This is a genomic window from Kitasatospora sp. NPDC056076 (assembly GCF_042266305.1).
Lineage (GTDB): Bacteria > Actinomycetota > Actinomycetes > Streptomycetales > Streptomycetaceae > Kitasatospora.
In genome coordinates this window covers 39,117-59,818 of the sequence record NZ_JBHJWG010000054.1, presented here as the reverse complement: position 1 = coordinate 59,818, position 20,702 = coordinate 39,117, and the positions used below count along the sequence as shown (strand labels likewise).

The 20,702-nt window shown below is 70.1% G+C and carries 19 protein-coding genes and 2 pseudogenes; 8 read left to right on the top strand and 13 right to left on the bottom strand.

Translation table 11 applies throughout. The features are described from left to right. The first annotated feature begins 122 nt into the window (after positions 1–122). Together ACFC1T_RS32830 and ACFC1T_RS32825 are read left to right on the top strand one after the other, a co-directional pair. Positions 123–704: a GtrA family protein gene (locus ACFC1T_RS32830; protein ID WP_375894791.1), complete on the top strand. Its 582-nt coding sequence runs from the start codon at positions 123–125 to the stop codon at positions 702–704. A 124-nt stretch (positions 705–828) separates the two neighbouring features. Continuing rightward, positions 829–1,125, top strand: a pseudogene (locus ACFC1T_RS32825) (ester cyclase); the annotation flags it as partial. Positions 1,126–1,221: 96 nt separating this feature from the next. On the opposite strand, the gene ACFC1T_RS32820 reads toward ACFC1T_RS32825, so the two are convergent. Continuing rightward, the gene (locus ACFC1T_RS32820) at positions 1,222–2,469 is read right to left on the bottom strand and encodes an ATP-binding protein (RefSeq protein WP_375894788.1); all 1,248 of its coding nucleotides are present in this window, start codon (positions 2,467–2,469) and stop codon (positions 1,222–1,224) included. Between the two features lie 63 nt (positions 2,470–2,532). Further along, a complete protein-coding gene (locus ACFC1T_RS32815; RefSeq protein ID WP_030290974.1) occupies positions 2,533–3,207 on the bottom strand; it encodes a response regulator transcription factor in 675 nt (224 codons plus the stop codon). Between the two features lie 330 nt (positions 3,208–3,537). On the opposite strand from ACFC1T_RS32815, the gene ACFC1T_RS32810 reads away from it, so the two are divergent. Continuing rightward, positions 3,538–5,061 carry a peptide MFS transporter gene (locus ACFC1T_RS32810; RefSeq protein ID WP_375894784.1) on the top strand — a complete coding sequence of 508 codons (1,524 nt, stop codon included), beginning with the start codon at positions 3,538–3,540 and terminating at the stop codon, positions 5,059–5,061. 132 nt (positions 5,062–5,193) lie between these two features. Continuing rightward, positions 5,194–7,209, top strand: coding sequence for a prolyl oligopeptidase family serine peptidase (locus ACFC1T_RS32805; protein ID WP_375894781.1), 2,016 nt, complete (start codon positions 5,194–5,196; stop codon positions 7,207–7,209). A gap of 59 nt (positions 7,210–7,268) precedes the next feature. Here ACFC1T_RS32805 and ACFC1T_RS32800 read toward each other — a convergent pair whose 3' ends face one another. Then, positions 7,269–8,315: a hypothetical protein gene (locus tag ACFC1T_RS32800; RefSeq protein ID WP_375894779.1), complete on the bottom strand. Its 1,047-nt coding sequence runs from the start codon at positions 8,313–8,315 to the stop codon at positions 7,269–7,271. Positions 8,316–8,712: 397 nt separating this feature from the next. On the opposite strand from ACFC1T_RS32800, the gene ACFC1T_RS32795 reads away from it, so the two are divergent. Next, complete coding sequence (locus ACFC1T_RS32795) at positions 8,713–9,438, top strand: rhomboid family intramembrane serine protease (protein ID WP_375894778.1); 726 nt, start codon at positions 8,713–8,715, stop codon at positions 9,436–9,438. A gap of 168 nt (positions 9,439–9,606) precedes the next feature. On the opposite strand, the gene ACFC1T_RS32790 is transcribed toward ACFC1T_RS32795, so the two are convergent. Both ACFC1T_RS32790 and ACFC1T_RS32785 read right to left on the bottom strand, forming a co-directional pair. Beyond that, positions 9,607–9,858 carry a hypothetical protein gene (locus ACFC1T_RS32790; RefSeq protein ID WP_375894776.1) on the bottom strand — a complete coding sequence of 84 codons (252 nt, stop codon included), beginning with the start codon at positions 9,856–9,858 and terminating at the stop codon, positions 9,607–9,609. Continuing rightward, positions 9,855–10,229 carry an ATP-binding protein gene (locus ACFC1T_RS32785; RefSeq protein WP_375894773.1) on the bottom strand — a complete coding sequence of 125 codons (375 nt, stop codon included), beginning with the start codon at positions 10,227–10,229 and terminating at the stop codon, positions 9,855–9,857. Before ACFC1T_RS32785 ends, ACFC1T_RS32790 begins: the two co-directional genes overlap by 4 nt. 268 nt (positions 10,230–10,497) lie before the next feature. Here ACFC1T_RS32785 and ACFC1T_RS32780 point away from each other — a divergent pair, with 268 nt between their 5' ends. The 3 genes and pseudogenes from ACFC1T_RS32780 to ACFC1T_RS32770 all read left to right on the top strand — a co-directional run. Then, positions 10,498–11,364 (top strand): helix-turn-helix domain-containing protein, encoded by an 867-nt coding sequence (locus tag ACFC1T_RS32780; RefSeq protein ID WP_375894771.1) that lies wholly within the window; start codon positions 10,498–10,500, stop codon positions 11,362–11,364. Further along, positions 11,357–11,539: a DUF397 domain-containing protein gene (locus ACFC1T_RS32775; RefSeq protein ID WP_375894768.1), complete on the top strand. Its 183-nt coding sequence runs from the start codon at positions 11,357–11,359 to the stop codon at positions 11,537–11,539. Before ACFC1T_RS32780 ends, ACFC1T_RS32775 begins: the two co-directional genes overlap by 8 nt. Positions 11,540–11,738: 199 nt before the next feature. Then, a pseudogene (locus ACFC1T_RS32770) lies at positions 11,739–11,900 on the top strand (DUF397 domain-containing protein); the annotation flags it as partial. Between the two features lie 289 nt (positions 11,901–12,189). Here ACFC1T_RS32770 and ACFC1T_RS32765 read toward each other — a convergent pair. From ACFC1T_RS32765 to hutU, 8 genes are all read right to left on the bottom strand, one after another. After that, positions 12,190–12,684 carry a SitI3 family protein gene (locus tag ACFC1T_RS32765; RefSeq protein WP_375894765.1) on the bottom strand — a complete coding sequence of 165 codons (495 nt, stop codon included), beginning with the start codon at positions 12,682–12,684 and terminating at the stop codon, positions 12,190–12,192. Between the two features lie 23 nt (positions 12,685–12,707). Then, positions 12,708–14,051 (bottom strand): putative T7SS-secreted protein, encoded by a 1,344-nt coding sequence (locus tag ACFC1T_RS32760; RefSeq protein ID WP_375894762.1) that lies wholly within the window; start codon positions 14,049–14,051, stop codon positions 12,708–12,710. Then, positions 14,051–14,377, bottom strand: coding sequence for a hypothetical protein (locus ACFC1T_RS32755; RefSeq protein WP_375894760.1), 327 nt, complete (start codon positions 14,375–14,377; stop codon positions 14,051–14,053). Before ACFC1T_RS32755 ends, ACFC1T_RS32760 begins: the two co-directional genes overlap by 1 nt. Before the next feature lie 397 nt (positions 14,378–14,774). Further along, on the bottom strand, positions 14,775–15,032 hold the full coding sequence (locus ACFC1T_RS32750) for a hypothetical protein (RefSeq protein ID WP_375894757.1): 258 nt from the start codon (positions 15,030–15,032) through the stop codon (positions 14,775–14,777). Positions 15,033–15,171: 139 nt separating this feature from the next. Beyond that, entirely contained in the window at positions 15,172–16,347 is a 1,176-nt protein-coding gene (gene hutI / locus ACFC1T_RS32745; protein WP_375894755.1) for an imidazolonepropionase, read from the bottom strand. Positions 16,348–16,379: 32 nt separating this feature from the next. Further along, positions 16,380–17,741, bottom strand: coding sequence for a formimidoylglutamate deiminase (locus ACFC1T_RS32740; protein ID WP_375894752.1), 1,362 nt, complete (start codon positions 17,739–17,741; stop codon positions 16,380–16,382). After that, a complete protein-coding gene (locus tag ACFC1T_RS32735) occupies positions 17,732–18,913 on the bottom strand; it encodes an allantoate amidohydrolase (protein WP_375894818.1) in 1,182 nt (393 codons plus the stop codon). Before ACFC1T_RS32735 ends, ACFC1T_RS32740 begins: the two co-directional genes overlap by 10 nt. 17 nt (positions 18,914–18,930) lie before the next feature. Continuing rightward, positions 18,931–20,601, bottom strand: a complete 1,671-nt coding sequence (gene hutU / locus ACFC1T_RS32730; protein ID WP_375894749.1) for a urocanate hydratase — start codon at positions 20,599–20,601, stop codon at positions 18,931–18,933. Positions 20,602–20,702 lie beyond the last annotated feature (101 nt).

Below are 20,702 nucleotides of genomic sequence, written 5' to 3'. Positions count from 1 at the left end.
CGGATCATGTGCGTGCACGCAGGGCTCAAGGGGTGTCCCCGGCCCAGTGGGACACCCTTTTCCCCGCAGGTACATGGAGGCCACCCGGTATGGCGACGACCACAGCTTCGAACCCCTCACTCATGCAGAAGGTGCGTGGGATCAGGGGCGAGGTCGTGAAGTTCGGCATCGTCGGCCTGAGCGGGGTCGTGGTCAACTTCGCCGTCTTCTGGGTCTGCAACATCGGCCTGGGCATCGCCTCGCTGCGGTCCAACATCGCCGCCACGGTGATCGCGATCGCCACCAACTACCTCGGCTACCGGTACTGGCTGTACCGGGACCGCGACGCCGACTCCCGCAAGCGGGAGATCACCCTCTTCCTGGTGTTCAGCGGCTTCGGCATGCTGATCGAGACCGGCGTGCTCGGCTTCTCCCAGTACGTGCTGGGCCTGGACTCGAACTTCGAGAAGATGGGTGCCAAGGTCGTCGGCCTCGCCATCGCCACCGTGTTCCGCTTCGTCTCGTACCGCACCTGGGTCTTCAAGGCGCTGCCCGAGACGGCCCCCGTACCGAACGTGCCGAGCCCGCAGGCCGCACACGCCACGGAGGCCGCACGGACCGGGGAAGCTGCGGAGGCCGCGGAGGCCGCCGACGGCCGGGAGCTGGCCGCCCAGGCCGAGCTGATGCTGGCCGCCGAACAGATCCGCTACGCCAAGGCCGAGTAGCCGCTCGGCGACCGCCCCTCCCCTCCCCCTTGCCGGGTCCGCCCCCGCGAGAGGACAGTGGTGACCGAGGGCGAGCACGGCCCGCGGACGATCGAGAGGCCGAGGGGGTCCCAGGAGGCTCGCCATGGCGTTCGTCCAGATCATCGACTGCAAGACCGACCGGATCGACGACCTCAACCGGCTCATGGACACCTGGGTCGAGGCCACCAAGGGCCGCCGGACCGCCTCGCACGCGGTCGTCGGCACCGACCGCTCGGATGCCCGCCACGTGGTGGAGATCGTGGAGTTCCCCTCCTACGAGGAGGCGATGCGCAACTCGAAGCTCCCCGAGACGGACCGGATCTTCCGCGAGATGGTGGCGCTCTGCGACGCGCCGCCCACCTTCACCGACCTCGACGTGGTCCGCGACGTCCGGCTCGACGGGGCCCGCTGACCGCGCCCGGTCCGTACCCCCGGCTCCGTCCTCGTACCCGGCTCCGTCCGCGTCCGCCTGCCCCGCGCAGCCCTCGTACCCCGCTCAGTCCTCGTGGCTGCGCCCGAGGAACAGCGCGAACACCGGGGGCTTCAAGGAGAGCAGCTCCAGCCGCCCGCCGTCCGCCTCCGCGAGGTCGCGGGCGACGGCCAGGCCGATGCCGGTGGAGTTGCGGCCGCTGACGGCCCGCTCGAACACCCGGTTGCCGAGGTCGGCCGGCACTCCGGCGCCCTGGTCCTGCACCTCGACCACCACCGAGGTGCCGGAGGGCCGCACCCGCAGGGTGATCGTCCCGGCGCCGTGCATCAGTGAGTTCTCGATCAGGGTGGCGAGCACCTGGGCGACCGTCCCCGGGGTGCCGACCGCGGTGACCCCGTGCAGGCCCTCCAGGGACAGCACCCGGCCCTGCTCGCGCAGCGTCGGGCCCCACTCCTCCACCTGCTGCTTGATCACCTCGTCCAGGTCGAAGGCGACGGCGGTGGGGCTGCGCGGGTCGCGCTGGGTGGTGAGCAGCCGCTGGACGACGTCGGTGAGCCGTTCGACCTGCTGGAGGGCGATGGTCGCCTCCTCCTTGACGGTCTCCGGCTCCTCGGCGAGGGCGGTGATCTCCTCCAGCCGCATCGACAGTGCGGTGAGCGGGGTACGCAGCTGGTGCGAGGCGTCGGCGGCGAGCCGGCGTTCGGCGGTGAGCATCCGGGCGATCCGCTCGGCGCTGGTGTCCAGCACCTCGGCGATCCGGTCGAGTTCGGGCACCCCGTACCGGCGGTTGCGCGGGCGCGGGTCGCCGGAGCCGAGCCGTTCGGCGGTCTCGGCGAGGTCGGTGAGCGGCCGGGCGAGTCGCTTGGCCTGCCAGACGGCGAGCGCGACGGCGGCCTGGACGGCCAGCAGGGCGACCACGCCGAGCAGCAGCAGGTTGTTGGCGATCTCGTGGTCGACGTCCTCGCGGGACTGCTCGACGGTGACGATCTCGCCGCTGGTGCCGTGTTCGGCGGCCCGCAGCAGGTGGTTCCCGGCGGGCGGGCGGCCGGCCGAGAGCACCTGCTGGCCGGGGATCTGCACCTCGACGTAGCTGCCCTCGGTGACCTGGCTCTCGAAGACCCGCCCCTCCTTGACCGACTCACCGGCGGCGAGCCGGCTCTCGACCAGGGCGAGCACCCGGACGGCGGTCGCGTCCACCCGGTCCTGGGCGGCGTCGACGATGCTGCGCTTCTCGACCAGGGCGAGCGGCACGCAGAACACCACGACGACCACCAGGACGACGACCAGCAGCGAGTTGATCATCCTGCGTTTCACGCTGCTGCTCCCCGAGGTGTTCCACTGCATCGGCCGCCGCCCGGCCATGATCTCCGTACGCGGCTAATTCTTCTCGAACCGGAAGCCGACCCCGCGCACCGTGGCGATGTAGCGCGGGTTCGCCGCGTCGTCGCCGAGCTTCTTGCGGAGCCAGGAGATGTGCATGTCCAGGGTCTTGGTCGAGGTCCACCAGGTGGTGTCCCAGACCTGCCGCATGATCTCCTCGCGGGTGACCACCCGGCCGGCGTCGCGGACCAGGACGCGCAGCAGCTCGAACTCCTTGGCGGAGAGGGTCAGCTCCTCCTCGCCGAGCCAGGCGCGGTGGGACTCGATGTCGATCTTCACCCCGTGCGCGCCGGTGGTGAGCTGGTCGACGTTGCCGCGCCGGAGCAGGGCCCGGACGCGGGCGAGCAGCTCGGCCAGGCGGAAGGGCTTGGTCACGTAGTCGTCGGCGCCGGCGTCCAGGCCGACCACGGTGTCCACCTCGTCGGCGCGGGCGGTGAGCACCAGGACGGGGCAGCTCTTGCCGTCGGCGCGCAGGCGGCGGCAGACCTCGAGGCCGTCCATCTCGGGCAGGCCGAGGTCGAGGACGACGAGGTCGACCTCCTCGGTGAGGCCGGCGGCGAGTGCGGTCGGCCCGTCCTCGCGGACGAGCACCTCATAGCCCTCGCGTCGCAGGGCCCGGGCGAGAGGTTCGGAGATCGCCGGATCGTCCTCGGCGAGCAGCACACAGGTCATGTGGTGATGGTAGTCGTCCCGCGTATGCCCGTACCCCCTGTGAGGTAGTTCACAGACGGTGATCGTTATAGAAGGGACCGTCGGGGGCCAACGGAGCGCCGCTGACCGGCCGTTCGGCGAAGAATCCCCGCTTGGATCTTTGAACCGAAGGAAGACACGCCCGTCTACCATGGATCAATCGGGCAGATCTGTTGCCAACTTTGTTATTAAGCAGAGCGATTCGCAATGTTTGTCATCTGATAACGCCAAATATCGCCACGTAGAGTGGTTCAAGTCCTCGTCCGCCGCCACCCCCCTAGGCGGACGCTGTCAGGCAAGGAACGACTACACATGGCGTCTACCACCCGGGCCGCCGACCTCGCGTCGGCCTCCCCCAGCGGCAAGACCTTCCTCGGGCACCCCCGAGGCCTCGCCACGCTGTTCATGACCGAGATGTGGGAGCGGTTCTCCTACTACGGCATGCGCGCCCTGCTGATCTACTACCTGGTCTCCGGCGGTGCCGACGCGGCAGCCGGCAGCCAGGGCGGCGGCCTCGCGATGAAGGCGACGATGGCCACGGCCATCTACTCCGTCTACGTCTCCATGGTCTACCTCATGGCGTACCCGGGCGGCTGGTTCGGCGACCGGGTCTGGGGCGCCCGCAAGACCGTCACCGTCGCCGGTTTCGTGATCATGGCGGGCCACCTCGCGCTGGCCGTCCCGGGCCAGGCGGCGTTCTTCGTCGGCCTGCTCCTGGTCGCGGTCGGCTCCGGGCTGCTCAAGGCCAACATCTCCACGATGGTCGGCCACCTGTACAACGGTCCCGAGGACCCGCGTCGCGACGGTGGTTTCACCGTCTTCTACATGAGCATCAACCTCGGCGCCTTCGCCGCCCCGTTCATCATCGGAACGGTCGGCAAGGAGTACAACTGGCACCTGGGCTTCGCGCTCGCCGCGGTCGGCATGGGCCTCGGCCTGACCCAGTTCCTCATGGGCACCCGCCACCTGAGCCCGAAGAGCAGCGTCGTCCCCAACCCGCTGCAGGCCGCGGAGCGCAAGAGCCTGCTGATGAAGGCCGGCGCCGTGATCCTGGCGGGCGTCGTCTTCTACGCCGCCGTCATCGCGCTCGGTGTCTACACCCTGAACTGGGCCCTCGTCCCGCTGACCATCGCGGGTCTGGCCATCCCGGTCGTCGTGCTGGTCCGCATCAAGCGCGACAAGCAGCTGGACGCCGGCGAGCAGTCCAAGATGACCGCCTACATCTGGTTCTTCGTCGCGGCCGCCGCGTTCTGGATGATCTACGACCAGGGCGGGTCCACCCTGTCCCTGTTCGCGGACAAGAACACCGCGGACAAGGTCCTCGGCCTCGGCTTCTCGTCCACCTGGTACCAGTCGCTGAACCCGCTGTTCGTGATGGCGCTCGCGCCGGTCTTCGCCTGGCTGTGGCTGTGGCTGTCGCGCCGCAACAAGGAGCCCAACACCATCACGAAGTTCGCGATGGGCCTGGTCCTGATCGGCGCCTCGTTCTTCATCTTCATCGTCCCGATGAACATGGCGGGCGACGGCACCAAGGTCTCCCCGATGTGGCTGGTCTCGATCTACATGATCCAGACCATCGGCGAGCTCTGCCTCTCCCCGGTCGGCCTCTCGGTCACCACCAAGATGGCGCCGCAGAAGTACGCCTCCCAGATGATGGGCGTCTGGTTCCTCGCCGTCACCGCCGGTGACTGCACCACCAGCCTTCTGTCGCTGGCCGGCGTCAACCTGGACGGCACCGGCATCATCGGCATGCAGGCCGCCCTCGCGTGCCTCGCGGGCTTCGCGGTCTACAGCTACCGCAAGCGCGTCCAGTCGCTCATGGGCGACGTCCGCTGACGCCGCTCCTGAGGCCGGGCCGCTGAGGCCCCGGGGCCGCCGTGGATTCCTGAGATCCGCGGCGGCCCCGGCCGTTTCCGGCCGATTTAATGCCTCGACGGGGCCGCACCGAGTGTGCCTATGGTCCCCGGCATGACCACCGACTCCCTCCCCCGGCAACTGGCCCGCACCCGGCACTTCACGCTCGGGGCCCCCGCCCAGGCCGCGCCCACCGCCGACGGCGCCACCGTGCTCTTCCTGCGCAGCCGGGGCGGCGCCGACCCGGTCCACTGCCTCTGGGCCCTGGACACCGCGACCGGCGAGGAGCGGCTGATCATCGACCCGAGCGCGCTCGGCAGCACCGGCGGCATCGCCTCGTACAGCACCGACGCCACCGGCCGGTACGCCGCCTTCGCGCTGGACGGCACGCTGTGGCTGGCCGACACCGCCACGGGTTCTTCGCACCCGCTCGCCACCGCCGCCCCGCCGCGGGAGGTGCGGCTCGACCCGACCGGCCGCCGGATCGCCTACGTCAGCGGCGGCGCCCTGCGGGTGGTCTCCACGGACGGTACGGACGACCGCGCCGTGGCCGACCCCGAGGCCGAGGACGTGAGCTACGGCCTGGCCGAGTACGTCGCCGTCGGCGAGATGTACCGCGACCGCGGCTACTGGTGGTCCCCCGACGGCACCGCGCTGCTCGCGGCCCGGGTCGACGAACGTGCCGTCGCCCGGTGGTTCCTCGCGGACCCCGCCGACCCCGGGCGCTCCCCGCGCGCCGTCCGCTACCCGCCGGCCGGCACCGCCAACGCCGAGGTCACCCTCTGGCTGCTCGGCCTCGACGGCCGGCGCACCCGCACCGAGGTCCGCTGGGACCGCGCCGCCTTCGAATACCTCACCGCCGCGGGCTGGGACGACCACGGGCCGTACGCCGCCGTGCAGAGCCGCGACCAGCGCACCGTCCGCACGCTGGCGATCGGGGCGGACGGCGCGACCCGGGTGCTCGCCGAGCGGACCGACCCGCACTGGGTCGAGCTGCTGCCCGGACTGCCGGTCCGCACGGCGGGCGGGGCGCTGGTCGACACCGCCGATCACCAGGACACCCGGCAACTGACCGTCGACGGCGAACCCGTCACCCCGGCGGGCCTGCAACTGCGGGGCGTCCTCGGGACGGAGGGCGAGCGGGTGCTGTTCACCGCCTCCGAGGAACCCACCGAGACCCACCTGTGGACGTACGAACCAGGCTCCGGCATACGGCGGTTGAGCAGCGGACCCGGACTGCACAGCGGCGTCGAACGGGGCGGCACGCAGGTGCGCACCGACGGCGCCCGCACCACCGTCCTCCGGGCCGACGGCCCGCCCCTCCCCCTCACCTCGTACGCCGAACCGCCCGTCGTCACCGCCCGCCCCGAACCGCTCCGCCTCGGCCCGCGCGAACTGCGCGCCCACCTCTTCCTGCCCACCGGCCACCGGCCCGGGGGTGCCCCGCTGCCCGTACTCCTCGACCCGTACGCCGGGCCGGCCATGCAGAAGGTCACCACCGGTGACCCGTGGTTCGGCCTGGTCTCGCAGTGGTTCGCCGACCAGGGCTTCGCGGTGCTCGTGGTGGACGGCCGCGGCACCCCGGGGCGCGGGCCGCACTGGGAGAAGAGCATCTGGGGAGACAAGGCCGGGCCGGCGCTGGAGGACCAGATCGAGGGCCTGCACGAGACCGCCCGGCTGCGCCCCGGACTGCTCGACCTCGGCCGGGTCGCCATCCGCGGCTGGTCCTACGGGGGCTTCCTCGCCGCGCTCGCGGTGCTGCGCCGCCCGGACGTCTTCCACGCCGCCTCCGCCGGGGCCGCCCCCACCGACCAGCGGCTGTACGACACCCACTGGCAGGAGCGCTTCCTCGGCCACCCCGACGAGCACCCCGGGCACTACGACAGCGGCTCGCTGCTCACCGAGGCGCCGAACCTCACCCGCCCCCTGCTCCTGGTCCAGGGCCTCGCCGACGACAACGTCTTCCCCGTCCACGCGTTGCGGCTCTCCGCCGCACTGCTCGCCGCCGGCCGCCCCCACGAGGTGCTGCCGCTGCGCGGCGCCGGGCACCGGCCGACGGACGAAGCGACGGTGGAGAACCTGCTCCGGCACGAACTCGGCTTCCTGCGGCGATCGTTGGGCGCGGAATGAGGGACGCCCCCTCGGGCCGGGGGACCCGAGGGGGCAGCAGGACGGCTTCGCCGGAAGCGTCAGTTGAAGTAGTAGTTGTGGATGTTGTAGATGATGTTGTTCCGGTAGTAGTTGCCCCGGACGTCGTAGAAGTTGCCGCCCCGGATGGTCAGACCGACACCGTCCGGCTCGGAGTCGACCCGCGGGGCCGACGGACTGGCGACATTGTTGCCGTTGGGCACGCCCTGGGGGATCGACGCATCGGCGGAGGTCGTCGAGATCTCGGCGGCCAGGACCTGGCCCGAACTGGCCTGGCGCCAGACCAGGACCATCCGATCGTCGTGGTGGTTGTAGGCGACCGACGGGGCGGCGTTGGTGTAGGTGTTCCTGACCTGCTGCCAGTTGTTGTCCCACTGCCAGTACAGGAAGTTCAGGCCCTGGCGGTAGATCCGGTTGTCGGTGCCGCGGTGGACGACGGTCAGCCGGTTGTCGGGCGAAGTCGAGGCGCCGGCCCCGGACTCCGTACGGGCGCCGCCCGGCAGTTCGGTCCAGCGGCTGAAGTTGCGGTTCACGCCCATGGTCGCGTGGTAGATGCGCTCGTTGGCGCCGACCACGACGAAGTGCAGCAGGTCCGGGGAGGCCGCGACGGCCGGGCTCAGGGTCGGACTTCCGGCCGAACCGGAGCCGCCGATGTTCTGGGTACTGAACTGGATGGGCCGGTTCCAGTACCAGCGCCGGTGGTTGGACTCACCGGGGTTGGCGAGGTTCTGGCCCCAGACGTCGCCGTTCTGGCCGGTGTGCCAGATCCACAGCTCGCCGCGGAACACGGTGATCGACGGCGCGGCGTACGTGACGCCGCCGATGTGGTTGAAGTCGCCGTTGTCGACGTTGAACCAGAGGTTGTTGTCCTGGCCCCGGATCACCTCGACGTTGCTCCCCGCGTAGAACGCCATCGCCGGGGAGTCGGGGGTGCTGCCGTTGTGGTTCGTCTCCTGCCAGGGCGTGACCGCACCGGCCGGGGCCGTGCTCGCGAAGACGGCGGCCAGCGCGGCGAGGAGGACGGTCACCGCGGCGACGAACCCGGAGGCTCTGCGACGGTGCAGTGGAGTGCGGGGTGGTGCGGTCATGTCTGCTGCTGCCCTTCTGGTCCGTGAGCCCGGCGATGACGCGCGGGCCCCGGAGTGGTGACGACGTGGTGCGGCCCGGCTCCGACGACGACCCCGCACGGGGCATGGCCCCCGGCGGACGCGGAACGGCCCACCGCAGAGGCTGCCAGCGCACCGGGCCACCCCACATCGGTCATCTGACTTAACGCCCGGGGCACCCCCACCCGAACCCGCCGGCACCCCGTCCGGTGCGTCCCCCCTGGTCCCGGGGAGCCCGGGCCGGGGAGACCGCGCGTTGTGACGACTGTCATGGGTGGCTGGTGATCATCGGCCCTGGCGGGCGGCGGCGCCCGGTTGCCAGGATGGGCGGCGTTGACGGGGTGAGTTGGCCCCGAGTTGTTCGAACGGGGGATGGGCGATGTCGCCGCACGTCATCGGGTTGTACGCGAGCGCTGCTGTGGTGGTCGGCGTGGGGATGCAGACACTGGTGCTGGCCGGGCCGGCGAGGGGCTCCGGGGCTGGTGGCCGCGCAGGTGGGGGTGCCGGGCCGGGTGAAGTGCTGGCCGTGGTCCGCGCGGCGTTGGCGCGGCGCCCTTGGGTCACCCTCGCGCTGTTCGCGGTGATGGCGGTGATGGCCGTGGTCCAGTACGCGGTGCCCTCCGTCGTCGGCGACCTGATGCGTCAACCGGGCGCCCTGTCGGACGGGCAGTGGTGGCGAGCCGGGAGCGCGCTGCTGGTGCAGTCCTCGGGCATCACGCAGATCGCGATCAACCTGCCGGCCCTGCTCGTGGTCGGCGCCGTCACCGAGGCCGCCCTCGGGTGGTGGCGGACCCTGGTCGTCTTCCTCGTCGGCGGCGTCCTGGCGCACGTGGTCAGCCTGGCCGGCTGGTCGACCCAGGGCGGCGGCGATTCGGTGGCCGTCTGCGCCCTGCTGGGCGCCCTGGCCGTCAGCTGCCTGCTGGGCACGACCCAGCCGCGCCGACCGCTCCGGGACACCTGGTACGTGCTCCTCATCCCCGCCGCGGGAGCGCTGCTGTGCCTCCTGCAGAACAACCACGGCGCGGGCCTGGCGGCAGGCTGCCTGCTCGCCCTCGCCCTCGCACCCCGCCCCGGACACCCGCTCGCCCGGTCGTCTGCCGCCTAGCCAGATGCCTATGGCGCCCGCGAAGCCCCCGCCTTCCCAGGCGGGGGCTTCGCGTGTTTCAGTCGCGGTCCTCGGGGGGTTGGATCTTGAGGGTGGCGATGGCGCCGAGGGCGACGGTGGTGAGGGCGAGGGCGAGGAGGGCGAGGAGGATCGCGCCGATGAAGTAGTTCACCGGTGCCAGGCCTCGTCGCGCTCCAGGTCGCGGAGCAGGTGGAGGAGGTTGAGGAGGGTGCTAACGGGCGCGTTGCCGAAGTCGATGAGGATGCGGCCGTCGAGGGTGGTCTCGCCGGGGGTGGCGGAGCCCCAGAGGAGGCCGTGGGGGAGGCCGCGGCGGTGCAACTCGCCCAGGAGGGTGGTGATCTGGGGCTCGGTGCAGTCGCGCATGCGGGGGTCGTCCGGGGCGATGGGGTCGCGGGTCACGAGGCGGCGTCCAGCTCGTACCAGGTGGTCTTGCCGCGCTTCTGGGGGTCGACGCCCCAGCGGTGGGTGAGGCCTTCGACGAGCTGGAGGCCGCGTCCGGTCTCGGCGAGGCCGGTGGGGGTGCGGGGCTGCGGGAGGGCGTCGCTCTCGTCGGAGACGGCGACGTGGAGGGTGGGGCCGAGGAGGGAGAACCAGACGACGGGCGCGGGGGTGGCGCCGTGCCGCCAGGCGTTGACGATCAGCTCGGTGAGGGCGAGTTCGGCGTCGTGGATGGTGTCCGGGTTCCAGCCGCTGTGGGCCAGGGCGTCCCGCAGGGCCTTCCGGGCGAGCACGAGGACGAGGGAGGGAGAGGGGGTGTTACGGGTGCACACGGGAACCTCCGCGAGGCTGTGGTGCGGGAGAGGGGCGGCGGCGGATACGTCGCCGTGAGCCAGGCCGGGGCGGCGGCTGCTCTGCGGCGCGCGGGAGGGCAGCAGGCGCCTACTGCCCTTGATCCAGGCATTACTGACGATCCGTCGGATCGAGCTGAGACGACGATAGCGCGCTCCGCCACAGATTTGTGGCGGAGCGCGCTAAGTTCCCTCTAACGTGGCAGTCTCTCTGCGGCAGACTGGTCCCACGACCTGCAGGGAGGACTTCATGGCGCTTCGATCGAACCCGACTCTCCGTCAACTGCGCCTGGGTGCCGAGCTACGTCGGATGCGGGAGCAGGCAGGCCTCGGCGGGAGTCAACTCGCCCGCGCGCTGGGCATCAACCCTGCCCATGTGACGCAGATGGAGAGTGGCAGGACTGGTATCAGCGTCGAACGCCTGCGTACGATCTCGGCATTGTGCATGTGCGTCAACGAGCCCCTGATCGAGGCCTTGGCAGCGATCATCACGGATCGCGACAAGGGCGGCTGGTGGGAGGACTACCGCGGGACCCTCTCGAGCGACTTCCTTGAGGTCGCCGAGATCGAAGGCCATGCGAGCGGGCTGTCGACCTACACGATGGCCTTCATCCCGGGGCAGCTCCAAACCAGCGCGTACACCTCCGCTGTCTTCGATCGAGCCTTGACACCTCTCCCGCGCCATGAGGTCGACCTGAGAACTGCATTCCGTGTCCGACGACGAGAGCTTCTTCGATCCGGTGCGACACCGTACTCCGCTTACATCCATGAGGCTGCCTTGCGGATGCAGTTCAGCGGACCGCAGGTCCAAGCCGAACAGCTCTGCAGCCTCATCGAAGACTCCGGGCGCCCAAAGGTCTCAATCCGAGTCGTGCTGTTCGAGGTGGATACGCTTCCACTCAACTACGAGAACTTCACGTATGTCGAAGGCCCGGTTCGGGAGCTCGACACCGTGCAGGTGGACTCCGCTGTCGGCAACGTGCTCTTCGATGCGCCGGCTCACATCGCCAGGTTTCGCTCCATGCTCGCCCGGCTCGATTCAGCGGCTCTATCCGAAGACGACTCCCGAGAGTTCATTCGATCCATCAAGAAGAATATGGAAAGTAAGCATGTCTAACTCTGTCTGGCAAAAGTCCAGTTACTCCGGCTCCAACTCCGACTGCGTTGAGGTGCGGACTGCAGACGGGTTCATCGAACTCCGCGAGTCCGACGAGGGCGACGTCATCCTCCGCACCACCCGCCTCAACCTCGCCGCCTTCCTCCAGGGCGCCAAGGCCGGCGAGTTCGACTAACGCAGAGCCCCCGCGCCCGCCACCCCGGGGGCGCGGGGGCGCGGGGGCAGTCTACGGGCCCTACACCGCCAGGGGCTCTACGGTCTATTCAGGGCTCACTCCCTTTCTCCAGGGGACTCCGAGGCCGCGATCAGATCGGCATGAAAGGTTTTACCGATGCGCTCCGAGGAAACACCTTGCCCGGTGACGGAAGAGTAGTTACAGCAACGGACAGGGCGGGGACTTCATCGAAGGTGACGACAGTCGCCCGGGGATAGTCCGCAACTCCAAAGACCCCGACGGGCCCCGCCTGCGCTTCACCTCCGAGGCGTGGGCCACGTTCGTCCACGCCACCGTGGACGGCGAGTTCAGCGACGCGTGAGCTGTCCTCCAACAGAAGAGCCCCCGACCCTTCCGAGTCGGGGGCTCTTCTGTTCGGGCGGCCACTCGTCCGCGCCTCGGGCCTCGGCCCACTCCTGGGACACGTGCGATTTCTTGGCCGATCGGGTGGCAACGTGCGGTGGCCGCAGTGGCCAGAAGGCTGCCGGTTGACCGGTTCTTCATCTGGAGCGGCATTGGCGGCCCACGATCAGCTTCGCGGGCAGCCAATGCATAGAAGGCTCAACCGCTTGTGCGTGACCCGCGTAGGTGCCTTGTCACGGACGCACCCTTCAGCCTTCCTCCGAGAAGTCGAACTCCTGGGTCTGCCGACGGTAAGGCAGGGAGATGATGGCGAGGCGGTGTTGGGGCCAGAGGTCGGAACGTTCGTTGATGCTCAGCCCACCATCCCGGCGCGTCAGCCAGATCTCCTCGAAGTCATAGTGAAGGACCGCATCATCGGGAATCCTCAACAACAATTCGACCGCAAGCCGAACGACGACGTCCTGTTGGCCGGCGATATTGGCCATCTTGTCGAGACGGAAGATGACCGCGACGGTCGGGCTGAAAACACGGCCTCCGATGAGCGGATCCCCCCATGGGGCTGGGCTCTTCGGTATCACCTGGATGCGAGTGCCGTTCAGCGTCCGTGCGCCGTCGCCGAGTAGCGTGTCGGCGTCTGCTGATGCGTCGGACAGCCGCAGTCCCTGTACGACTGCCGCAAGGTTCGTCGCGACCTCGCCGGCGCTGAGTGGCGTCGCCAATTCGAAGCTGTAGGAAATAGCCATATCGGCCGTCTTTCTCAGTTGGGTCACGGGTAGAGGTGGATGATGTTGCCAGACTTGTCGATCACTTTGACCTCCTTGAGGCCATTGACTGGCCAGTCGTTCAGCTGCTTTCGCATCGCAGCCATGTCGACCGGAGTGTCGGACATATTCAGAATAATTCGGTCAGCCTGGCCCGAGTCCACCTTCTCCTGAATCTTGTGGGAGATGGCACGAGGTTTGTCGGTCGTGGGCGCGTAGCAGTCCATGATTTCTCCCTCGACGCGATAGTCGGGGTTCTTGTCGCCAGGCACCTTGGGGTTCTGCTCGACCTTGTAGCCGTTCTTTGCCAGGATGTCAGCAGACTCGTTCTCCCGGGTGATCGAGCGAACCGTCGTCGCATCGGCACTCTTTTCGATGGGGGTGACGCGACCTCCCGGGGTGGCGTTCGGGTCGGGTGACCCCGAAGGCCGGGTTTCCACACTGGGTGAACTGCTTCCTCCGCTGCCCCCGCCGTTTCCCTCCATGTGAACCCGGTCGGGCCCGAACGCATCCTGGGCGATTTGGCTGGCGCCGACGCCGGCGATGCTGAGACCAGTGGCGATGACACCCGCTGAGGCCACGTTTACCGGCACGCCGATCGCCGCGCCAACACCGGTCATGTCCAGTCCGACCCCCAACACCTCGCCGCCGGCCCCAAGAGTCGCGAGCCCTAGACCGCCCGCTATTTCGAGTGAGGCGCCTGGGTCGTGGATCATGGCGTTGCCCACGGAGGCCAGATCCTCGACGACGACCTTGCCGGCGTCCAGGAGGAGGTCCCCGGCGTCGGAGAAGAAGTCGCCTACCTTGTCGAGCCAACCCGGCTCTTCTGGTGCCTTGTCTCGAACCTTGGCGATCTTGTCGGCAGCCGTGTCACCCGCACTCTTCACCTGGCTTCTGGCGGTGCTGAGTGTTTGTCGAGCACTTGTCCGAGTAGCCTCGCCCGGGTCGGTGAAGGGCAGCGCGTGGCCGGCATTCTTCTCCGCGTCTTGGTGATCAGACTTGGCCTTGTCGGTGGCGGCCTGGCCCTCGTTCCACTGGCGGATCGCATCCGTGGCCTGCCCCTGGGCCCACGTCAGCGTCGTCTGGTAGGTGGTGAGAGCAGTGGATGCATCATGAAAGCAGTCACCTGCTTCCAGCCACTTCTGCGGCTCGCCCTTGAAGGCCCCTCGAAACGCTTCGCCAGCCTCACCTGACCATCCATCAGCAGTGTCGATCCGCTTGAGCCCCTCGCCGGTCGAGTGGAGGGTGTCGCCATAGCTCTTGAGCCAGGCGGCGGTCGAAGCGATCGCGTCCGGGTCTCCCGGGACGAGATCGTTCGCGCTAGCAGTCTGCCCCAGCTCCTTGGCCACTACTTTGCCCCCGGGTCGTCGCCGCTGTCGCGGCTCAGCGTGCCGTGAAGATGGCCGACAAGTTGCCCTTCCATCTCCCGATAGGCCTTCACGCTCGCATTCAGGCGTTGGGAGACCTGTGTGGCGTCCTTTGCCAGGTTCTCGACGCCGATCTCCCAGCGGGTACAGAACTTCCCAAGGACATCGGCTAGGTGGCTGTGCCCGATGTCCTCTTTCTTGTGGTCGAGATCGCTGACCTTCTTGAAGTGCAGCTTCGCCAGGGTGTCCGTGATGCCCGAGGCCGCGTTGTCCAACGCTTCCAGATCCACCTTGAATCCCTCTGCCACGAACCTCTCCCCTCGGTCGTAAGTGGGATCAACGGCTCAGCTTCTCATGGGACAGTAGCTATGCGACCTTGGTTCCGGCCGCCCTTCGGCAACGGCAAAGGCATCGCGTGCGCAGGATCGCCGAGGGTGCCCACTCCGGTCGGGTCCCCCGACAGATGTCGAGTTGCAGGGGCGGGCAGGTTCGGTCAAACCCGCTCGTACGGACCTGTGCATGGCGATGGTGGCGAGCGGTACGGGCTTGACGGGTTCCGTTCGCCCCGGGGAATCGGGCCCGAACGAACGGCGGGCAACTGTCCTCTGTGACCTGGCAACGCCGGGCCGGACAGCCTGTCCGGGGGCGTCTTGACCAACCAACCGCCACCTCGTTCCTTGCGCCGCTAGGGGTCGTCTTCAAAGATCAGATCCGGAGCACGATTGAGGCGATGGTGACGGCGGCTTGGTAGGACTTGCTGGTCTTGCCGTAGCGGGTGGCCAGGCCCCGCCATTGATTGAGGCAGTTGAAGCAGGGTTCGACGACGTTGCGGAGCCGGTAGACGTCACGGTCGAACAGGGCGGCCTCGAGGCGGGTGCAGTCGTTGGTGTTGCCGCCCGACAGGACGAAACCGAGTTGGCGGCCACCCCCGAAGTAGGCAGGAATCGTGACAGCACAGCCCACTCGGCGTCCGAGAGCTCATGATGACGCACTATGACGAACATGATCCATCATCACTTGATCAGCATTGAAGACGGGCCCTAACGCAGAGCCCCCGCGCCCGCCACCCCGGGGGCGCGGGGGCCGTCTAAAGGTCCTGGCCCTAGACCTCGCGGACGCCCGCGCGCCAGACCGCGGCCGTCAGCGGCACGCCCGGGCGGTAGGCCAGGTGGACGTGCGAGGGCGCGTCCAGCAGCAGCAGGTCCGCCCGCGAGCCGACCGCGACCGTCCCCACGTCCGTACGCCGCAGGGCGTGCGCCCCACCCGCCGTGGCGGCCCAGACGGCCTCATCCGGGGTCATGCCCATCTCCCGCACGGCCACAGCAATACAGAACGCCATCGAGCTCGTAAAACTCGACCCCGGGTTGCAGTCCGTGGACAGCGCCACCACCGCCCCCGCGTCCAACAGCCGCCGCCCGCTCGGGTACTCGGCCCGCGTGGAGAACTCCGCCCCCGGCAGCAGCGTCGCGACCGTCGCCGAGCCCGCCAGCGCCGCCACGTCCTCATCGGTCAGATGCGTGCAGTGGTCCGCCGAGGCCGCCCCCAGCTCCACCGCCAACTGCACACCCGGCCCGTACGTGAGTTGGTTGGCGTGCACCCGCGGGGTGAGGCCCTTCTCGATCCCCGCCGTCAACACCGCCCGCGCCTGGTCGCCGTCGAAGGCGCCCTTCTCGCAGAACACGTCCACCCAACGGGCGTGCGGCGCACAGGCGTCGAGCATCTCCCCCGTCACCAGCTCGACGTACCCCGCCGGGTCCTCGGCGTACTCGGGGGCCACGATGTGCGCGCCCAGGTACGTCGTCTCCGGCGTGTGGGCGGCCGCGATCCGCAGCGCCCGGGCCTCGTCCTCGACCGTCAGCCCGTAGCCGGACTTGCACTCGATGGTGGTGGTGCCCTGCCGCAGCGCCTCACGGACGAACCCGGCCAGGTTGGCGTCCAGTTCGGCGTCCGAAGCCGCCCTGGTGGCCGCCACCGTCGTCCGGATACCCCCGGCCGAGTACGCCTGCCCGGACATCCGGGCGTTGAACTCGGCGGTGCGGTCCCCCGCGAACACCAGGTGGGCGTGCGAGTCGACGAAGCCGGGCAGCAGCGCCCGGCCCTCGGCGTCGAAGCGCTCGTCCGCCGCCGGGGCCTGGGCGGCCGGGCCGACCCAGGCAACGGTGTCTCCGTCGATCACCACGGCCGCGTCGGTCAGCAGGCCGAGCGGCCCGCCGCCCTGCCCGGGGTCGTTGGTGACCAGGCTGCCGATGCCCGTGATCAAGGTGGTCCTGGTGCTCAAGACAACGCCTTCCTAAGGGGATTGAAACGGGCTCAGTAGTCCAGCGCGCCGATGGCAGCCCGCAGCGCCCCCGGCACGTCGGCCACCAGCTGGTGCACGCCGTCCCGGACGACGTGCCGTCCGCCGACCACCAGGTGCCGGACGTCCGCCGCCGAGGCCGCGAACACCGCGATCTCGGCGCCCAGCCGCGCAGGCGGCCCGGCCGTGCGCACCGAGTCCAGCGCGATCGCCGTGAAGTCGGCGAGCGCCCCGGCCTCGATCCTCCCCGCCTCGGGCCAGCCGAGCGAGGCGTGACCGTCCTCGCCGCCCGCCCGCAGCAGCCCGTTTGCCGTCCAGTGGCCGCGCGTCCGCGTCCGCAGCCGCTCGTCCAGCTCCAGCGCCCGGGCCTCCTCCCACGGGTCGATGACCGCGTGGCTGTCGCTGCCCAGGGAGATCGGGCTGCCCGCCGAGGCGAGCCGGCGGGCCGGGCCGATGCCGTCGGCGAGGTCCCGCTCGGTGGTGGGGCACATGCAGACGGTGGTCCCCGAGTGCGCGAGGAGCTTGACGTCCTCGTCGGTGAGGTGGGTGGCGTGCACGGCCGAGGTGCGCGGGCCGAGCGCGCCGTGGTCGGCGAGCAGCCGGGTCGGGGTGACGCCGTGCGCGGCGAGGCAGGCGTCGTTCTCGGCGGTCTGCTCGGACAGGTGGACGTGCAGCGGCGCCTTGCGCATCGCCGACCAGTGCGCGACGGTGCCCAACTGATCGGCCGGGACGGCCCGGACGGAGTGGATGGCGGCGCCGATCCGGGCGTGCTCGCGCGGCTTGAGCGCGTCCGCGCGGGCGGCCCAGGCCTCGGCGTCGCCGTCGCTGAACCGCAGCTGCGGGTGGGTCGGCTCGGCCCCGAAGCCGGAGGACAGGTAGCAGGTGTCCAGCAGGGTGATCCGGATGCCGGCCCGGGCGGCCGCCTCGATCAGCGCCTCGCCCATCGCGTTCGGGTCGGTGTAGCGGGCGCCGCCGGGCGCGTGGTGCAGGTAGTGGAACTCGCCGACGGCACTGATCCCGGCGAGCGCCATCTCGGCGTAGACCGCGGTGGCGAGCGCCAGGTAGCTGTCCGGGTCGAGCGCCCCGGCGAACCGGTACATCGTGTCGCGCCAGGTCCAGAAGGTCCCGGAGCCGACCTGCACGTGCCCGCGCAGCGCCCGGTGGAAGGCGTGCGAGTGGGCATTCGCCTGGCCGGGCAGCAGCAGTCCGTCGAGCCGGACGGCGCCGGGCGGGCAGGGCCCGCTGTCCGGCTCCACCCGAACGATCCGCCCGTCGGCGCCGACCACGATCAGCACGTCCGGCTCGACCACCGGCCCGTTGTGGTGCGGCAGCCAGGCGTGCTCCGCCCAGTAGCTGACCGAAGGGGTCACTGACACGCCAGGTCCTCCAGTACGTCGGCGAGGGCGGAGACCCCGGCCAGGCAGTCGGCCTCCTCGGCGTGCTCGGCCGGGGAGTGCGAGACCCCGGTGGGGTTGCGCACGAACAGCATGGCGGTCGGGATCGCGGACGCCAGGATCCCGGCGTCGTGTCCCGCGCCGGTGGGCAGCACCGGGGCTTCGAGCAGCTTGGCGAGCCGGTCGCGCAGCGGGCCGTCGAAGTCCACCACGGGGGTGTACGACTCGCGGGTCAGCTCGACCCGGACGCCGTCGCGCTCACCGCGCTCGGCGGCCGCCCGCTCGATCTCGGCGACCAGCTCGGTCAGCGTCCGCTCGTCGGCGGCCCGGGAGTCCAGCCAGCCGCGCACCAGCGAGGCGATCGCGTTGGTGCCGTTGGGCTCCACCGCGACCTTGCCGAAGGTGGCCAGCGCGCCCGCCAGCTTCGCCTTCTTGCGGGCGGCGAGCACGGTGTTGGCGTACGTCAGCATCGGGTCGCGGCGGTCCTCGATCCGGGTGGTGCCCGCGTGGTTGGCCTCGCCGTGGAAGTCGAAGCGCCAGCGGCCGTGCGGCCAGATCGCCCCGGCCACGCCGACCGGCTGCTCCTCGGTGAGGTAGCGGCCCTGCTCGACGTGGAGTTCGACGAAGGCGCCGATCCGGGACAGCCGTTCCTCGTCCGCGCCGATCGCGGTCGGGTCGTAGCCGGCCTTCTCCATCGCGTCGGGCAGCCGCAGGCCGTCGGCGTCGCGCAGCTCGTACGCGGCCCTGCGGGACAGCAGCCCGGCGGTCAGCCGGGAGCCGATGCAGGCCACGCCGAACCGGGCGCCCTCCTCGTCACCGAAGTTGACGATCGCCAGCGGCTTGGTGAACTCCGCTCCCCTGGCGCGCAGTTCGTCCAGCGCGGCGAAGGAGGAGACCACCCCGAGCGGGCCGTCGTAGGCGCCGCCGTCCGGGACGGAGTCCAGGTGCGAGCCGGTGACGACCGCGCCCTGGCCGTGCGGGTCGCCCAGCCAGGCCCACTGGTTGCCGTTGCGGTCCAGCTCGTACGTCAGGCCGCGGTCGCGGGCCTGCTGCTCGAACCAGGCGCGGCACTCGGCGTCGGCGGAGTTCCAGGCGAAGCGGCGGTAGCCGCCGGAGGCGGCGGAGCGGCCCACGGGGAGCAGCTCCGCCCACATCTCGTTGAACGTAGAGGTCACAGCTCACCCATCGGAACGCGCACGCCCCGCTCGTCGGCGACCTCGACGGCCCGGTCGTAGCCGGCGTCCACGTGCCGGATGACGCCCATGCCCGGGTCGTTGGTGAGGACGCGGCGGATCTTCTCGCCCGCGAGCGCCGTACCGTCGGCCACGGTGACCTGGCCGGCGTGGATCGAGCGGCCGATGCCGACGCCGCCGCCGTGGTGGATGGACACCCAGGAGGCGCCGGAGGCGACGTTGACCATGGCGTTGAGCAGCGGCCAGTCGGCGATCGCGTCCGAGCCGTCCAGCATCGCCTCGGTCTCGCGGTACGGGGAGGCCACCGAACCGCAGTCCAGGTGGTCGCGGCCGATCACGATCGGCGCGGACAGCTCGCCGGAGGCCACCATGTCGTTGAAGCGCTCGCCGGCCTTGTCGCGCTCGCCGTAGCCGAGCCAACAGATGCGCGCGGGCAGGCCCTGGAAGTGCACCTTCTCCTGGGCCAGCTTGATCCAGCGGGCCAGCGACTCGTTCTCCGGGAAGAGGTCGAGGACGGCCTTGTCGGTCTTGTGGATGTCCTGCGGGTCGCCGGAGAGCGCGGCCCAGCGGAACGGGCCCTTGCCCTCGCAGAACAGCGGGCGGATGTACGCCGGGACGAAGCCGGGGAAGGCGAAGGCGCGGTCGTAGCCGGCCAGCTGGGCCTCGCCGCGGATCGAGTTGCCGTAGTCGAAGACCTCGGCGCCGCGGTCCAGGAAGCCGACCATGGCCTCGACGTGGGCGGCCATCGACTCGCGCGAGCGCTGGGTGAACTCGGCGGGCTTGGCGGCCGCGTAGTCGGCCATGTCGTCGAAGGCGACGCCGACCGGCAGGTAGCTCAGCGGGTCGTGGGCGCTGGTCTGGTCGGTGACGATGTCGATCGGGGCGTCCATCGCGAGCAGCTGCGGGAAGAGCTCGGCGGCGTTGCCCAGCAGGCCGATGGAGAGCGGCTGCTTCTTGTCGCGGGCGGCGGTGGCGAGCTCCAGCGCGTGGCCCAGGTCCTTGGCCTCGACGTCCAGGTAGCGGTGCTCGATCCGGCGGGAGATCCGGGACGGGTCGCAGTCGATGCAGATCGCCACGCCGCCGTTCATGGTGACGGCCAGCGGCTGGGCGCCACCCATCCCGCCGAGGCCGGCGGTGAGGGTGATGGTGCCTTCCAGGCTGCCGTTGAAGCGCTTGTTGGCGACGGCGGCGAAGGTCTCGTAGGTGCCCTGGAGGATGCCCTGGGTGCCGATGTAGATCCAGGAGCCGGCGGTCATCTGGCCGTACATGGTGAGCCCGAGGCTCTCCAGCCGGCGGAACTCCTCCCAGTTCGCCCAGTCGCCGACCAGGTTGGAGTTGGCGATGAGCACGCGCGGCGCCCACTCGTGGGTCTGCATGACGCCGACCGGCCGCCCGGACTGGACCAGCATGGTCTCGTCCTGCTTGAGCCCCTGCAGCGTCCTCACCATGGCGTCGAAGGAGCGCCAGTCCCGCGCGGCCTTGCCGGTGCCGCCGTACACCACCAGCTTCGACGGGTGCTCGGCCACCTCGGGGTCGAGGTTGTTCATGAGCATCCGCAGGGCAGCCTCCTGCTGCCACCCCTGCGTCGTGAGCCCCGTCCCGCGCGCCGCACGCACCTCGCGCGGCCCGCTCGCCTGCTGCTGCACCATGTCCCGGCCTCCCTGCGGATGGATTCATTCAAGTTCTGCTCGACTGAATATAACTAGACAACCGGCTTTCGACCAGACCCTGGCTCCATCGGAACAGCCGT